The following is a 16,828-nucleotide window of genomic DNA, read 5'->3' on the forward strand; positions in this document are numbered from 1 at the left end:
CCTATACCGTTGATGACGGTAACGGTGGTACGGACACCGGCGAGATCGTTGTTTCTGTGACGCCTGATGAAGGTCTGATTGATACCGATGTCTTCCCAGTTGCTCCAGAAGATCAGCTTCTTGATCCGCTGAACGGCTTTGACCAAGACCCGGATCCGTCGGATGACCTTGATAGCGTTGTTGGTACAGCGGGCAATGACACCATCGAAACCGGTGACGACGCGGATACCATCAGTGCCGGTGGCGGTGATGACAGCATTGCGCCTGGCATTGACAATGACCTTGTCGATCTTGGTGCTGGCGATGACTACGTCAACGATATTCAAGGTGCTGACACTATTCTGGGTGGTCAGGGTGATGATACTATCCTTGCGGGTATCGACACCTTCTCGGATTACGAGAACGATGATCCTTCCTTTGCGGATGGCACGCCTCTGAATGGTCTTGGTTTTGATCGTGATCCAAACACAGAAGACGGTCGCGACAGCATTCAGGGCAACCTGGGCAACGACCTGATCTTTACCGGTGACGACGCCGATACAATTGACGGCGGTGGTGACAACGACACCATCGACGCCGGTATCGACGACGATGAGGTCATGGGTGGTCAGGGCGATGACTCGATCATTGGTGGTCACGGTTCCGATACGCTGGATGGCGGTCAGGGCGATGACTATATCAACGGTTCAAACACACCTGGTTTGACGCAGACCGATGACATTGACGTCAACACCGAGAACGACCGTGACTATATCGACGGCGCGCTGGGCAATGACTCACTCTATGGTGGGGATGACGACGATACGCTGGTTGGTGGATCGGGCGATGACCGTCTCTTGGGTGGTATCGACGAAGACATCCTCTTGGGTGGCGGCGACGATGACACGCTCTTGGGAGGTCAGGGCGCTGATACTCTGGACGGTGGCGACGGAGATGACCTCATTCGCGGTGAAGCGGATCGTGATGTTATCGAAGTCAACAGCCCAACGGCGGGTATCAATGATACCGTAGACGGTGGTTCCGAAGGCGACGACTGGGACATCCTTGATATGGGTGGCGCAGGTGAACGTGATGTCGATTGGCGCATCACGGAAACATCGCCAGACAGCAATGGCAACGGTATCGACGGGACCATTGAATATCTCAACGGCGACGGTGAAGTCACCGGCACCATGGAATTCTTTGAGATCGAAGAAATCGTCTGCTTCACACCGGGGACGCTGATTGCAACCCCATCGGGTGAGCGTCTGGTCGAAGATCTGGTCGAAGGTGATCGTGTTATCACACGGGACAACGGCATTCAGGAAATCAAATGGCTGGGTCGCAAAGACCTGACCGGGCATGATTTGGCGCGCAAGCCTCACTTCAAGCCGATCCTGATCCAGAAGGGTGCGCTGGGCAACAACCTGCCTGAGCATGATCTGCTGGTCTCGCCAAACCACCGTGTGTTGGTCGCCAATGACAAGACCGCTCTGTACTTTGAAGAGCGCGAAGTTCTGGTCGCAGCCAAGCATCTGACCGGTCTGGACGGTGTGGACGAAGTTGAAAGCCTCGGCGTCAGCTACATCCACGTCATGTTCGAGAACCACGAGGTGATCTTGTCGAACGGTGCCTGGACCGAAAGCTTCCAGCCTGGCGATTATAGCCTCAAAGGCATCGGCAACGCCCAGCGTCAGGAAATCTTTGAATTGTTCCCAGAATTGGAACATGCCGAAGGGATCAAGGCTTATGGCTCTGCCCGTCGCTCGCTCAAGAAGCACGAAGCTGCGCTTCTGACTAAGTAACTCGCTGAATATGCAGCTCGATCCGGCTTTATAGCTGGATCGGACCGGGGCGGCCCTTTGGGCTGCCCCGTTTTTGTATGAACGGGACGTTAATGGTGGCACTCAAATCCCGGCTAAATGCCTCTGTTCTGCCGCATTTCGTTATCTGAATGCAAAACCCCCACCAGATAGGATCAATCCGGGTGCCATCTTTCCCAAGGTGGTGAAGATCTCGGGTGGGTTCCATGGCTGTCTACACTGTCACAACGTCGAACTGGAATTCTGCGGCTTTTTGGTCGGGGATCCACGAAACTGCGTCTGGTCATACCTTGGACCTGAATGCATTGACGGCCAGTTATACGGTGACCTTGGATAAAGCGTCTGGTGTGCTCACGATCTCCGATGGCGGCAGCAGTTTTACAATTGGTGAGAGCGGACATTCAGGCCCTGCGGATGCCACATTGGGCGGGGCGACCGATTGGAGCCTGTTCACCAGTCTTGATCTTGAGCACAGCGTCAACTCCGTAACAGGCGACGGTCAGGCTGAAACCATAGACGTCGGTGATGCTGATAACGTCATTGATGCGGGGGCGGGCAACGATACGATCACCACCGGATCGGGCAATAATACGGTCCATTCAGGGGATGGGGAAGATTTGATCACGTCGCAAGGCGGCGATGATTACCTCTCTGGGGACGGCGGCTCTGATACGATTTATGCCAATGATGGCGCTGACATTGTCGATGGTGGTCTGGGGGCAGATTCACTGTTTGGCGGCGCTGGCGCAGACACCCTTGCCGGAGGTTGGAGCGACGCGGGAGCCGATACGATCTTTGGCGGAACGGGTGATGATCTGGTCCTTGCCGGGGATGGTCTTGATGATCTGTATGGTGACGAAGGCGATGATTGGCTCGATGGTGGTGCAGGGGCCGATTCCATAGTGGGAGGTATCGGCTATGACCGAATGGTCGGTGCCGATGGAGATGACACCATTTTTGGCGGTGATGAGGGCGATACCCTCACCGGCGGCGCTGGTTCTGACAGCCTTTCAGGCGGCGGCGGAGAAGACCACATTTGGGGCTATGCCGGTGACACTGTTGATGGGGGCGAAGCCGGGTCCGACAACGATTTTCTCTATGTGGGAGATGTCAGTCACGTAGACTATACAACACCCGAAAGCGGAACGGTCCACTTCCTGTCTACGGGCGACACACTGAGTTTCACAAATATTGAAAACGTTGTTTTCCTAGCGAGCGATGGCATTGTCACGGGTACGTCTGGCAACGATGACATTGGCCAGTTCTATTTTGATGCGGGCGGCGACTGGGTCGATAACAATGATGCGTCGGGTGCCTTTGGCATGACCGGACAGCAAGACAGCATCAACGCAGGGGCCGGCAACGACAATGTCTGGGCGATGGAGGGGGCCGACAGCGTCGATGGTGGCACCGGCAACGACATGCTTGACGGTGGGAGTGGTGCAGACACCTTGCTTGGGGGAGAGGGCGCTGACACCCTTTATGGGGATGGCGATAACGACAGTCTTGATGGCGGCACAGGCGCAGACAGCCTGCTTGGCCAATGGGGGGAAGATACGGTCTTTGGCGGGGGCGGGGATGACACCATTATCGGCGGAACCGAGGCCGATGTGTTATACGGCGGCGATGGATCAGATGTGTTTTCCTTCAGCTATGGGTTTGGCAATGACCTGATCCAAGGCGGGGAAGGAGGCGTTGACAACGATACGCTTGATTTCTCGTCCATGTCGCAAGGTTTGGCCGTTTGGATCACGACCAATGAAACGGGTACGGTGACCAATGGAGACAATGGCGATCTGATCAACTTTTCAGAGATCGAGAGCTTTGCGCTCACCAGTGGGAATGACACGGTCTGGGGGGCCGGAGCTGACGACAACATGATTGTCGATGGTGGTGCCGGTAACGATGACATCAATGCCGGCTCAGGGGATGATACGCTCTATACCGGCGACGGGAACGACAGCATCAGCGGTGGTGCGGGTGACGATAGTCTCGTTGGTAACTCCGCCGGTGGGTCTACGTATTCCTTGCTGGAAGGGGGGGGAGGGGCCGACACGATTGATGGCACATTGGGCAATTGGGATGTGGCGGCCTATTGGAGCTCTGGTTCCGGTATCAATATTGACCTGACCGATGGATCCCCCGAAAGCGGTGGCGAAGCGGCGGGTGACGTTCTTATCGGGATCGAGCAAATAGATGCCTCGGCTTTTGATGATACGATCAAAGCTGACGACAGTATCAGAGAGGTCAAAGGCAACGCGGGCAATGACTGGATCGAAACCGGGGATACGGGCGCGCGGGTCTTTGGCGGCGACGGGGCGGATACAGTCCTTGGTGGCGATGGCGACGATTACCTAGACGCTGAAGATGCTGTTGCAGGCAATGACTTTATTCAGGCCGGGGATGGTCACGATACATTGTTGGCCGATGCCGGTGACGATACGCTCTATGATCAGGGCGGCGACGATGTGGTATATGCCGGGTCCGGGGACGATGTCATTAGTCTCGGTACTGGGGATGACACCGTCTATGGGCAAGACGGCTCCGATTTCTTTAGCCTGTGGGCCGGAACCGGCAATGATGTGATTGTCGGGGGAGAAGGTGGCACCGACGAAGACCTGGTCCAAGTGTATACCGCCACCACGGGTATCGAAGTCACCTATGCTGGGACCGAAACCGGTACGATGTCCTTTGGGGCTGACACCGTTGGTTTCTCTGAGATTGAACAGTTTAACCTCACCGACTCCGACGACACGCTGGATGCGTCTGCATCGACCGTTGGCGTATACGTAAAAGCCGGTGAGGGTGCAGATAGCATGCTTGGTGGCAGCGGTTCAGATACGCTTGTAGGAGAGGAGGGAGATGACACTCTTGCGGGAGGGGGCGGCGATGACAGCCTAAGCGGTGGTGCGGGCTCTGACACCTTTGTTCTATCTGACGGGTTTGGTTCGGACACCGTCACCGGGGGCGAAACCATTACGCTTGTGTCCGACAACGATGCGCTTGATCTTCAGAACCTGACGGCCGGTGTGAACATTGATCTCAGCCAGAACGGGGCCGCTGATACTGAATCCGGTGTCATCATCCAGGGAGCCGACACTCTTAGCTTTACTGAGATCGAAGAGACCTCGGGGACAGACCATGCCGATACAGTGACCGGGTCAAGCGGAGGTGATCATCTCCACGTCAACGGGGGGGCTGATAGTGTCGATGCCGGGGATGGTGCTGACACCATTCATGGCGATGCGGGGGCAGACACGATCCACGGTGGTGACGGCGAGGATTCGCTTTTGGGTGACGCTGATGCGGATTCCCTGACCGGGGGTGCCGGGGCCGATACGCTGTTGGGTGGCACCGGTGACGATACTCTTGAGGGGGGCGCTGGTGCCGACTCCCTCGAAGGGGGCGCTGGGGAGGATTTCTTTTCCATTGGCGTTGGCGATACAGCCCAAGGCGACGATGGAGACGACACCTTCACAACAACCGCCGCGTCGATGGCAACAGGGAACGCCACGATCACCGGTGGCGAAGGTGGGGAAACGGGGGGCGATACGCTCAATATCACCGGGCCAGCCACGATTGATATGCTTGGGACTGAGTCTGGCACAGTTACATGGCTTGACGGATCGGTGCTGACGTTTTCGGAAATCGAACAAATCAATTACACGCCCTGTTTTACACCTGGCACCCGGATCAAGATGGACAAAGGACAAAAACGTGCCGAACATGTTCGGGTTGGTGATCTGGTTCAGACCCGCGACAGTGGAGTGAAGCCGGTGCGCTGGATTGGGTCGAAAATCTTGACCAAAGATGAGCTTTTGGCCGAGCGCAATCTGCAACCTATCCGTATCAAGCAGGGTGCGCTGGGCGCTGGGGTTCCAAAGCGCGACATGATGGTGTCTCCTCAGCACCGGATCGCGCTGGGCAATGCTCAAGTGCAGCTGTGGACAGGCGAAGACGACGTGCTGGTCGCGGCTCAGGATCTGCTTCATCTGCCGGGGGTAAGGCGCGCTGTGCCACAGCAGGGGGTGCGTTATATTCATCTGATGTTTGACCGGCACGAATTGGTCAAATCAGATGGGTGTTGGACCGAAAGCTTTCAGCCCGGCGATTTGTTCTTAGCGGGATTGGACGGCGCACAGCGTCGCGAACTGTTGTCACTGTTCCCCGATCTGGCGCAACCCGACTGTCGCAATCTTAGGTTTGCAGCCGCCCGGCCAGCTTTGAAATCCTATCAGGCGCAGGTTGTGTTGTCTCACCTCTGCGCGTGAAACGTTGCATGTGATGCTCCTACGGGCTTGCATGGATATCTCAAGCAGAGGTTGGTGACAAAGCACGCAACGGTGCAGGCCACTGCCACGCATTTTCTATTTATTAACATTCGAACAATCGGTTGTTGTCGGTGGCGTCGGCAACAGGGATGCTGGATTGGCAATGTCTTGATGTGGATCGAGAGAGATCTTTCGAACCAAGATCTCAGCGCAAGGCCTTTCGCATCAGACGAAAAAACGCTGTGTCAGTTTTGGCTGGCGGGCTGCGTTTGATCTGTCTTGGGGATTTTACCCATTCAGTGTCTGAAGGCATGACCCATGTGACCTTGCAACACGTGCGGCAAGTCGCCTTGGTCCAGACCCTAAGCCTTTGCATCCGCACGGGGCAATATGCGCCTCTTGTGGCGGGGGTTGAGGTCATAGCAATCCATTTGGTGCCCTTATCAACCCGCCGCAATGTGCCGCCGAAGTCGCTGTTTCGACCCGACAGCTTGAACGTGTGTTCGGCGAAGGTTTTGCTCAGAGCCAAAAACGCGATGACATGCTTTTGCGACTTAGCCGCGCTTATTGCCTGCTTGGCCAGACCAAAATGACGGTGATAGACGCCCCCATCGCGCCGGAATGAACCGCCTAGCCGCGCCTATACCAAAGCGGCCTGCCGGGCATACCAGCTGTCCCAAGCCTCAGGCGTGTCCAAGTCAGTCAGCGCGCGATCGCCCGGTAAGGCGACATGGCGCAACCGATGTTTGTTGTCACGCAGCACCTGCCGCGCGCCTTGATCGCCAGACACAGACATCAACGCCATAAAACAATCAGACGGGAACAAGACCGGATGTCCGGGCTTGCCATCTGCACTGGTAGCTTGTTGCAAGGTTGGATGGGCCTCGTTGCAAAACCCCTGATACACAGCCAGCAGATCTTCTGTTTCGAGGTCCGGCATGTCGGCGGGTAGAATGATCACTGCGCGGAGATTGCGCGGCAGCAGGCCGACGCCGCGCCGCAGGGAGGCAGACATGCCAAGCGCAGCATCCGGCACGGCAACGATTTGAACCGGCAAGCCCTGAAGCGCCGCCGCGCGCGGGTGGTCATGATCGGGCAGGGTGACGCAAACATGCGCCCCTGTCGCCAAAGCGATCTGAACCTGGCGGCGCAACAAGGGCACGCCGTCGATTTCCTGCAGCAATTTGTCTTGGCCCCGCATCCGTCGGCTTGCCCCGGCGGCGGGAATCACAATAGCAATATCTAGCATGGCCGCACCATAGACCAGAATGGCGCAAACGCGCAGAGGTTTCTTTGCGAAAGTACCGCTTAGGTTGTGCTATCCGCGCATCCTCGCGCCATCTGCGTCAAATGGTATTTCTTGAATAAGAGTGGAATTGCGCATCTTTCCAAGGAGTTCTATCTGCACCTTCAAGTTGTCCTTGTAGAGCTTTCGTGGAATCAGAGCCAGCGCAATTGATTTGTTTAAGTGGTGCGAATACCCGCCCGAAGTGCAAAAACCCTGTACTTTCCCATCAATCCAAACAGGCTCATAGGCGTTGACGTCGGTATCTTCGGCGTCGACTTCAAAGGCGACAAGCATGCGATCAGGCGGTGTGTCACGTTCCGCCTCGGCTGCGGTCCGACCAATGAACTCCGCCGGTTTCTTCCACGCGATAAAGCGATCAAGGCCGGTTTCTGCTGGCGTATAATCGGGTGAATAGTCACGTCCCCATGAACCGAAATGCTTGTCCAACCGCAGGCTCATCATCGCGCGCATGCCAAAAGGTTTCATCCCAAAGGCGCTACCTGCATCCCAGAGCGTCTGCCACAGCTGACGCTGTGCCATGGGATCGCAGAATATTTCATAGCCCAAGTCGCCAGTGTAGCTTACACGCTGGACAAGACACTCAGTCATTCCCACGACCATTTTTCGCAGGTCCATAAACCGGATCTCGGCGAGGTCATCATGTGTACAGGCGGCCAGAACATCGCGTGCGTGCGGGCCAGCAATCTGGAATCCGGTGACGCGGTCGCTGATATTTTCTATCTGAACGTCACCGTCCAAATGCTGTAAGAACCAGCGCATGTGATAGGACTGTGCCCCGTAAGAGGCTGTCAATCGAAACTCAGTTTCAGACAGGCACGATACGGTAAAATCGCCAATGATGCGCCCCGACGGAGCAAGCATCGGCGATAGTGACAAACGGCCGGGATTGGGAATCCGACCGGCCATGATCCGATCAAGCCAATTGCGCGCATCTGCACCGGTGACCACATACTTGCCGAAATTATGGGTTTCATTGATGCCGACGGCGTTGCGGACGGCGTGAACTTCGCGCGCGGTGGCCGCAAACGCGTTGGACCGGCGGAAACTTGGAGTTTCAAATCGTGGTTCGTCGCCCGTTGCGAAATAATTCACCACTTCAAGCCCGTTTTGCTGGCCCCAGACGGCCCCCATCTTGTCGTAGATGTCATACATGGGAGTGGTGCGGTTGGGCCGGGCAGCGGGCAGCTCTTCGTTTGGATAGGAGACTGAGAAGCGGGTTTGATAGTTTTCGATCACCTTGGGCAGAGTGTAACCGGGGGACACCCAGTCGCCAAACCGCGCCACATCCATGGCACTTGTATCGCGTTCGCATTCGCCGTGGACCATCCACTGCGCCAGCATCAAACCGACGCCGCCGCCCTGACTAAATCCCGCCATCACGCCACAGGCGCTCCAATATCCGCGCAGACCGGGAATGGGGCCGACCAGTGGGTTGCCGTCAGGGGCGAAGGTAAACGGCCCATGAATGACCGATTTGACGCCTGCGGTTTCCAAAACCGGAAACCGTTTGTAAGCAAAGGCGATACTGTCTTCGATCTTGTCAAAATCATCTGGCAAAAGCTCGTGCCCAAAGCTCCAGGGCGTGCCTTTCACGGCCCATGGACGGCAGGGTTGTTCGTAAAACCCGATACAAAGACCGCGCCCTTCTTGGCGCAGATAACTCTCACCGGCGGGGTCCATCACATGGGGATGTTCGGTGTCGCGGCTGTAAATGTCAGCGATGTCATCGGTGACAATATACTGATGCTCCATCGGATGAAGGGGAAGATACACCCCCGCCATCGCGCCAACTTCACGCGCCCAAAGCCCCGCAGCGTTGACCACATGTTCTGTGTGAATCGTGCCTTTATCTGTCACAACGTCCCAGGTTCCATCCAGGCGTTGGGTGGTTTCCTTGACCATCGTATGGGTTACAATGTCAGCCCCGCCCAGACGCGCGGCTTTGGCATAAGCGTGGGTGGTGCCGGAGGGGTCCAAATGCCCATCCAACGGATCATAAAGCGCACCAATAAGCCCATCAGTATTGATGATCGGCGCAAATGTCTTGATCTCTTCAGGTCCGAAAATCTCGGTCTCGAGCCCCATGTAGCGGTGCTTGGCGCGTTCTGCCAACAGCATGTCAAAGCGGTCTTGATTGTCGGCAAGCGTGAGCCCCCCAACATGATGCAATCCGCAAGACATGCCGGTGATCTCTTCGAGCTCTTTGTACAGGCCGATTGTGTAGCCCTGCAGCGCCGCCATATTGGTGTCGCCGTTCAACGTATGAAACCCACCAGCCGCGTGCCAGGTTGACCCGGATGTGAGCTCTGATCGCTCTAGCAACATGACATCTGACCATCCTAATTTGGTCAAATGGTACAAAACCGAGGCCCCGACAACGCCCCCTCCGATCACGACAACACGGGTGCTGGTCTTCATGGCAGTCTCCTCGGGCGAAATGCGGTGGGCGAAATTTATCGGGTGATGCCCAAGTGTAGGAAGCGAATGTCGCAACCGCTTTTCCCAAACGCGACACATCTTGTCGGTTTTGCTCTCCAAGTTGGGGAAATTCGGCGCTTGGCTGTTTTACAATAAACCGCTGAGGACACCATTACCGTTAAGCCCTCGGCAAAACGAAGTGTCCCAAAGGTCGGCCAACATGAGTAACAGGCAGCCAAAACAAACCCAATATGCAGGCGGTGATGATGCACCTGTCAAGTGCGTGGAAGTGATGCACAAACTGCGGGTTAGAAACGGTGGTCTAAGTGCAAAGAGCGGGAGAGCGGCTCAGATAGATACGGCGAAATGCGGCTCACGCCTTAACCCGCCTCAGGCCGCCTAGTCGGCCTGAGTGGATTTGCTGATCAAAGGGCGCATTTTGAGCAAAGTGATCCGGTTGTTTTCCCGTTCAACGACCTGGAAACGGAAGTTGTGAAAGGAAAACACCTGTCCAACGACCGGAATCATCTGGGCCTCGTGGATGACAAGACCAGCCACGGTGTTAGCCTCGTCGTCGGGCAAGGTCCAATCGGTGGCTCTGACGAAATCCCGGATCGTCATTGCGCCTTCAATCAGGTAATCGCCATCGTCGGCCTTGCGGATTTCTTGTTCGGCATCTGGATCGAACTCATCGGTGATCTCACCGACGATCTCTTCAAGGATGTCTTCCAGTGTTATGAGACCTTGCAACGATCCATATTCATCGACCACCAGCGCAAAATGTGTACGCCGGCGTAAAAACTGTCGCATTTGGTCATCCAAGGACGAGGTGTCCGGAACAAAATAGGGGCGCATGGCGACGTCCGTTACCTTGAACCCTTTCAAGGCATCAGCCGCAGTTTCGGCCCCGTCCAAAAGGCTATACATCGCCCGAAGAAGGTCTTTGGCATGGATGACACCGATGATGTTTTCCGGGTCATCGCGGAAAACAGGCAGGCGGGTGTGACTGCTTTGAAGACATTGCTCCAGAATGTCTTGTGGGGCGTCATCGGCGTTGATCATTTCAATGCCGGACCTGTGCAACATGATTTCTTCGACGGTGCGTTCCGCCAAATCCAAGGCACCCAAAATACGATCGCGGTCTTCCTTTTCGACAACACCTTCGGAATGCCCCAACTGAAGAGCTCCGGCGATTTCCTCACGCACAGCGAGAATGTGGCTGTCAGGATCGGTTTTAACCCCGAATAATCGCAAAACTCCGCGAACCAATAGCCGTACAGCAGACACCATTGGGGCGAACATCCGCACGACAATGCTGATCGGCCCGGCAACATTTGCAGCGGCCGTTTCGGGGTTGGTGATCGCGTAGGTTTTCGGCAGCACCTCGGCAAAGATCAGGACCAACAAGGTCATCACCAAAGTCGCCAGCGCGACGCCGCTTTCGCCAAAGGCCCGCGTGAACAATGCCGTCGCCAGTGACGTGGCGAGAATATTCACCAGGTTATTGCCCAAAAGAACGGACCCGATGAGACGCTCATTGTCTTCGGTGATTTCAAGGGCCTTGGACGCCCCGAGCGACCCTTTGTCATGGGCAGCCCGCAGCTTGCCACGCGATGCAGCCGTCAGCGCCGTTTCGGAGCCGGAGAAAAAGGCGGACAGGGTCAAAAGTGCCAAAATTGACAAGGATGTGATCCAAAACGCGGAGTCAATTAGGCTGGTCTCGGCTTCCATATGTATGGCTTTCCTCTAGAGTTACGCAGGTTATGGGGCCGGGGCGGCGCGCAATCAAGAGGAGCTAGCCATGGATATGTTCTGCATTGAGCATCTTTTTGTTCATGACGGGCCAGTTTTGATTTTTGGCGGCCCATATTCCAATTTACAGGCGACACAGGCGATGCGCTCTGAGGCTGAGCGATTGGGCATTCCGCCACAGCGCTGCATTTGTACGGGGGATGTTGTGGCCTATTGCGGTCATCCTGCCGAAACTGTCGCAGAAATCCGGGATTGGGGCTGTGCTGTTGTCGCGGGAAATTGTGAGAAACAACTCGCGGCGCAGGCGCTTGACTGCGGATGCGGCTTTGAAGAGGGCACAGCCTGTGATCGATTGTCAGCAGCCTGGTTTACCTTTGCCGGCAGCCGGTTAGACCAAGACGCGCGGGATTGGATGGCGTCTCTTCCGGATGCCGTGAGCTTTGGGCCCGACAACCGGGAGCGTTCCAGTTTGTGCATCCATGGCGGTTTTACCGATGTCAGTCGGTTTCTCTGGTCGACGTCTCCTCAAGCGGATTTTGACGAGGAGCTGAATGCGCTGATCGGCCTGGACCAAGGCACAAGCTGTGGAACGCGATTTGTGTTTTCCGGCCATAGTGGCATTCCTTTCGAACGCCAAATAGGAGATGTTCGCTGGGTCAACGCCGGTGTTATTGGCATGCCGCCAAATGACGGGGGGCGTGCAACGCGCTATGCGGTGTTTGACGCGGGAACAATCACATTTCACCGACTAAGCTATGATGCACAGGCCGCTCGGGCACAGATGGAGAGGGTTGGTTTGATCCAAGGCTATCACCAAGGCCTCACATCAGGGTTTTGGCCATCTGAGGATGTGCTCCCCTTGGAGCTGCGCAAACAACGTGCGGGATCCGAGGTTTAGCTATTGGTCAAAAGTCGTCCGAGGTCGGCGTTAGTCATCCGCCAGCGGGTGATGTTCCAAAACCAGCTCTTTGAGCCGCTCTTCCAGCACATGGGTATAAATCTCAGTGGTCGCCACATCTGCATGGCCCAAAAGCGTTTGAATGGCCCGTAAATCCGCGCCATTGGCGAGAAGATGGGTCGCAAAGGCATGGCGTAATGTATGCGGCGTGACCTTTTCAGGTGATACACCAGCTTCGAGCGCGAACTCTTTGATAAGCATGTAAAAAGCGTGACGCGTTAGATAGCCTGACTTGCCACGAGATGGGAAGAGAAAGGTCGAGGCAGCCTTGCCTTTTTCTTGCGCCAGAGCGTCTTGCGCATCCCGCGCCTGCAACCAGTCGGCCAAAGACTGCCGGGCGGGCGGCGAGAGCGGGACCATCCGTTCTTTGCCGCCTTTGCCGCGCACCAAAAGCATTCTGGGATCGCCCCGCGCTGCCGATACTGGCAAGGACACCAATTCTGTTACACGCATGCCTGTGGCATAGAGCACTTGCATCAAACAGGTGTTTCGAAGCCGATCTTGTTGCGTGCGGCCATGGTTGCTGGCAGCGTCCAAAAGCCTGTCAACTTCTTCGGTCGACAGTGTCTTGGGAAGACGTTTGTCGCGGCCCGGTCCGGTGATTTGCACAGCTGGGTTGTCTTTGCGCAGCCCTTCTTCAAAAGCGAACCGATACAGTTGTTTGATCGCCGAGAGGCGTCGGGCCCGCGTTGCACGCGACAGCCCCACAACATCGCAATGTACCAAATACCCTTCGATGTCAGAGCGCTCCGCCCCGGCAAAATCCTGGTCCTGCTCCGACAGCCAGGCGGCGACATGATCGAGATCGCGCTCATAGGCTGACAAAGTATTCGCCGCCGCCCCGCGTTCTGCCGCGATTGCTTCAAGGAAAACACTGATCCACCGGTTCGACGTCATCTGCGTGCTCTTTCCGCATCTAAAATAACCAATTGCAATGCGGATCGACGAGCGGTGCTTTCAAGCCCCAGAGCCCTGAATGTGGCCAAGGCATCGGTCAAATCCTGACCGTTCCCCTGTGCGCCGCTGGTAAAAAGAGACATAGCGCGCAAGATGACTTCGCCCAAACGGCCCTGTTCGACCTGTTCTTGCAGGGCGCGTGGAATCTGTGCCGCGCCGAACCCCAAAGCCACCGCTGCGACATGATCCAGATCTGGTAGATTGTCGGATTCCGGTGCCTCGCCGCGTGCAATCGCGGTCAAGAAACGGGTTTCGACATCGTTTTGGGCCAATTGCACTGACAATTCTTCGAATTGGGGGGATAAAAAGACCGCACGTGTGGTGATGTCAGTGGCGCGGCCCGTCAGTTTGTATTTTGCAAGTTCAGCGGCAAATAATTCCGCAAAGGGGTCTAGTAATCGGGCGCTCCGCATTTGGGGCCAGACTTTTTCTAAGGCGCGCCCGATGGCGTCAGGTCTGCCGTTTGAGAGCTCTTGCTCAAAGTCCTGAAGGGCGCTGACGCGATCCCAGACACCTCCAGAAGCTGCGGCCCGACGTTGGGTATACAAGCCAAGCAATTGATTTGCCGGGAGACTGCCTATGCGCGCCAGCCGTTCAGCGGCTTCGAGCTGAGCGCGCCAGCCATTGTCGCCCCCCAAGTCCAAAACCGAAAATTGTAATGGCAGCGGGGCTGTTGGCAAGGGTTCGCCCAAGGCCTCAAAGAGACGGAATTCCAACGGTGTTGGCCGGACAGGGGGCAGCAATGTCTGGCTGTCTTCGTGCAGTTCATGGTCCAAGAAACGGGCCAGCAAATCTGCGTTTCGGCTATCCAGTTCCCCCAGGGTTTCGGCGCTGCGCAGGATCAGGGCTGCGCGGTTCCAATCGCCGCCGCGGGCCGTGCAATAGATTCGCAGAGCAAAGTCGTTCGACAGACGGGGGCGCACCATCAAGGTTCGGCAGACCGGTTCAGGACGTCCGACCAATAGGTTTAAGTCGGCCCACCGCGAAAAGAGCTGTGGATCATCAACGCCGACAATATCAAGCATCGCCAAAGCTTCATCCACAGCACCATGATCCAGCAGCCAATCCAGACGAAGCCCCAAATGGGCAACTGAATTCGCGCCGGTTTGGGGCGGGTCTGCCTCGGCCAGCATCAGCGTTCGCATCAGCCCGCGCAGTGCCGGAACAGGTTGCTCAACGGCACGGATCAGGTTTGACAGTGTTTTGGGATCAGACCCCAGCCACAAAGTGCCGGGAAGCCCGGTCTTGGAACTGGGAAGCAAACCAACCGCGCCTGGGCCTTGGGCCTGCAGCGGTGTCGATTCGATTTTTGGCGGCAGGGCGCTTTGCGCAACGGGTGCGTTTTGGGCCGCCGGGCTGGATTGGCCTGCGGCAAATGTTGGCAGGACTGCCAGGGCCAGTTGCGCCCAAAGAATCGGTTTAATTTGCATCCAGCTCAACAGGTAAATGAATTTCTGTTTGTGGAGGGCTGAAATCTGCCCCAAAAAACGGGCCGATATAGGCATATGCCACCAGCGCCAAAGCGCCAAGCAGAGCCAATATAAACAGCCATTTCAAAATGCGCCCCATGCGGATGTTTTCCCTGCCACGTCGATTTTTCGAACTTATACCTAGCCTTTTTGGCGCGATCACGTCATTCACGCAACGAAATAACGAATGAGCGAGAGATGGCCGAGGAGCAACCCCACAAAAGGGTGAAATTGCACAAGACTGTGGTTCTTGTTGGCATGATGGGGGCCGGCAAGACGGCGGTGGGTCGCACATTGGCGGCTCAGCTGGGTGTTGAGTTCCTCGATTCTGATCATGAAATCGAGGAAGCCGCGAATATGAGCATCGCTGAAATATTCGCCCGCGACGGTGAGGCGTTTTTTCGGGACAAGGAAAGCCAGGTCATTGAACGTCTTTTGGCTGGAACACCTTGTGTGTTGTCGACAGGTGGCGGGGCGTTTCTTGCGCAACGCAATCGTGAGGTTATAACCGAAAAAGGCGTTTCGATCTGGCTGGATGCTGATCTTGAGGTGTTGTGGGAACGTGTGCGCCACAGAAACACCCGTCCGCTTTTGCAGACCGAAGATCCAAAGGCGACATTGGCAGAGATTTTTAAAGCGCGGGTGCCGATCTATGCGACCGCAGATTTGTCGGTTCGCTCCGTTGGGAGTGCCTCGCTTGAGGATATGGGGCGGAGTGTTCAGCAAGCGCTTTTGGACAAGCGCCCAGATGTTTTGGAGTCAGTGACATGATTGAGGTTGTGGACGTCCCCCTTGAGGGCCGCGAATACGAAGTGCGGATCGGGCAGGGGCTTGTCACCCAAGCGGGCGCGCATATTGCGCCACTGCTGAAACGGCCGCGCGTGGCTATTGTCAGCGACGAAAACGTGGCGGCGCTTCACCTCAAAACGTTGACGGATGCCTTGGAGGCGCAAGGGATCGAGCATGTGTCGATGAGCCTGCCAGCTGGCGAGGCCACCAAAAGCTGGACGCATTTTACCCGTACGGTTGAGTGGCTCTTGGAACAAAAAGTTGAGCGGCGCGATGTGGTTATCGCTTTTGGCGGTGGTGTGATCGGAGACTTGGTCGGCTTTGCAGCGGCCGTCCTGCGTCGCGGTGTGCGGTTTGTGCAAATTCCAACATCGCTGTTGGCTCAGGTCGACAGCTCGGTTGGGGGCAAAACCGGCATAAACGCCCCGCAAGGCAAGAACCTGATAGGGGCGTTTCATCAACCGTCTTTGGTTTTGGCCGATATTGATGTGCTTGGAACCTTGACCAAGCGCGACTATCTGGCTGGCTATGGCGAGGTTGCCAAATATGGTTTGCTTGGGGACGCCGGTTTTTTCGAATGGCTCGAAGAAAACGGTCAACGGGCTGCTGATGGCGACGTCGCGGCGCGTATTCATGCGGTCAAACGATCTGTGGAAATGAAGGCTGAAATTGTTCTGCGCGATGAGACCGAGCAGGGCGACCGCGCTTTGCTCAATTTGGGCCACACATTTTGCCATGCCTTAGAAGCCGCTACGGGGTTTTCGGATCGGCTTTTGCATGGTGAAGGTGTCGCGATCGGCTGCGCTTTGGCGTTTGAGCTCTCGTCGCGGCTGGGGCTGTGCAGCCAAGAGGACCCGAGCCGGGTGCGTATGCATCTCAAAGCGATGGGTATGAAATGTGACCTGTCTGATATTCCGGGCGACTTGCCATCGGCTGATGTCTTGCTCGACCTGATGGGGCAGGACAAAAAAGTTGTTGATGGTCAGTTGCGGTTTATCTTGGCCCGCGGCATCGGAGACAGTTTTGTGACTTCAGATGTGCCATCGGACAAGGTTCTGACCCTACTCAAAGACCAGCTTATTTAACTGTCTTTTGGCTCCGTT

12 protein-coding genes are annotated in these 16,828 nt (G+C 56.2%); 6 read left to right on the forward strand and 6 right to left on the reverse strand.

Annotated features, from left to right (window positions below; genetic code table 11):
- From ACRBB0_RS13200 to ACRBB0_RS13210, 3 genes are all read left to right on the forward strand, one after another.
- On the forward strand, positions 1-1,784 hold a 1,784-nt coding region (locus tag ACRBB0_RS13200), incomplete at its 5' end, for a Hint domain-containing protein (protein WP_431374907.1).
- Between the two features lie 224 nt (positions 1,785-2,008).
- The gene (locus ACRBB0_RS13205; protein ID WP_431374908.1) at positions 2,009-6,073 is read left to right on the forward strand and encodes a Hint domain-containing protein; all 4,065 of its coding nucleotides are present in this window, start codon (positions 2,009-2,011) and stop codon (positions 6,071-6,073) included.
- 242 nt (positions 6,074-6,315) lie between these two features.
- Positions 6,316-6,666, forward strand: a complete 351-nt coding sequence (locus ACRBB0_RS13210; RefSeq protein ID WP_431374909.1) for a hypothetical protein — start codon at positions 6,316-6,318, stop codon at positions 6,664-6,666.
- A 47-nt stretch (positions 6,667-6,713) separates the two neighbouring features.
- Here ACRBB0_RS13210 and ACRBB0_RS13215 read toward each other — a convergent pair whose 3' ends face one another.
- From ACRBB0_RS13215 to ACRBB0_RS13225, 3 genes are all read right to left on the reverse strand, one after another.
- Complete coding sequence (locus tag ACRBB0_RS13215; protein WP_431374910.1) at positions 6,714-7,322, reverse strand: nucleotidyltransferase family protein; 609 nt, start codon at positions 7,320-7,322, stop codon at positions 6,714-6,716.
- Between the two features lie 69 nt (positions 7,323-7,391).
- Positions 7,392-9,800, reverse strand: coding sequence for a GcvT family protein (locus ACRBB0_RS13220; protein WP_431374911.1), 2,409 nt, complete (start codon positions 9,798-9,800; stop codon positions 7,392-7,394).
- Between the two features lie 399 nt (positions 9,801-10,199).
- The gene (locus tag ACRBB0_RS13225; RefSeq protein ID WP_431374912.1) at positions 10,200-11,531 is read right to left on the reverse strand and encodes an HlyC/CorC family transporter; all 1,332 of its coding nucleotides are present in this window, start codon (positions 11,529-11,531) and stop codon (positions 10,200-10,202) included.
- 70 nt (positions 11,532-11,601) lie between these two features.
- On the opposite strand from ACRBB0_RS13225, the gene ACRBB0_RS13230 reads away from it, so the two are divergent.
- Positions 11,602-12,450, forward strand: a complete 849-nt coding sequence (locus tag ACRBB0_RS13230; protein ID WP_431374913.1) for a metallophosphoesterase family protein — start codon at positions 11,602-11,604, stop codon at positions 12,448-12,450.
- A 30-nt stretch (positions 12,451-12,480) separates the two neighbouring features.
- Here ACRBB0_RS13230 and ACRBB0_RS13235 read toward each other — a convergent pair whose 3' ends face one another.
- The 3 genes from ACRBB0_RS13235 to ACRBB0_RS13245 are packed head-to-tail and all read right to left on the reverse strand — an operon-like array spanning position 12,481 to position 15,036.
- Positions 12,481-13,407 (reverse strand): site-specific tyrosine recombinase XerD, encoded by a 927-nt coding sequence (locus ACRBB0_RS13235; RefSeq protein ID WP_431374914.1) that lies wholly within the window; start codon positions 13,405-13,407, stop codon positions 12,481-12,483.
- Positions 13,404-14,897 carry a hypothetical protein gene (locus tag ACRBB0_RS13240; protein ID WP_431374915.1) on the reverse strand — a complete coding sequence of 498 codons (1,494 nt, stop codon included), beginning with the start codon at positions 14,895-14,897 and terminating at the stop codon, positions 13,404-13,406. Before ACRBB0_RS13240 ends, ACRBB0_RS13235 begins: the two co-directional genes overlap by 4 nt.
- On the reverse strand, positions 14,887-15,036 hold the full coding sequence (locus ACRBB0_RS13245) for a hypothetical protein (RefSeq protein ID WP_431374916.1): 150 nt from the start codon (positions 15,034-15,036) through the stop codon (positions 14,887-14,889). The genes ACRBB0_RS13240 and ACRBB0_RS13245 overlap by 11 nt, the downstream gene beginning before the upstream one ends.
- A gap of 98 nt (positions 15,037-15,134) precedes the next feature.
- On the opposite strand from ACRBB0_RS13245, the gene ACRBB0_RS13250 reads away from it, so the two are divergent.
- Positions 15,135-15,707 carry a shikimate kinase gene (locus ACRBB0_RS13250; protein ID WP_431374917.1) on the forward strand — a complete coding sequence of 191 codons (573 nt, stop codon included), beginning with the start codon at positions 15,135-15,137 and terminating at the stop codon, positions 15,705-15,707.
- The gene (aroB, locus tag ACRBB0_RS13255) at positions 15,704-16,810 is read left to right on the forward strand and encodes a 3-dehydroquinate synthase (protein ID WP_431374918.1); all 1,107 of its coding nucleotides are present in this window, start codon (positions 15,704-15,706) and stop codon (positions 16,808-16,810) included. Before ACRBB0_RS13250 ends, aroB begins: the two co-directional genes overlap by 4 nt.
- Positions 16,811-16,828: the final 18 nt, after the last annotated feature.

Origin of the sequence: Pelagimonas sp. (genome assembly GCF_050633425.1) — a bacterium.
Taxonomy (GTDB): domain Bacteria; phylum Pseudomonadota; class Alphaproteobacteria; order Rhodobacterales; family Rhodobacteraceae; genus Pelagimonas.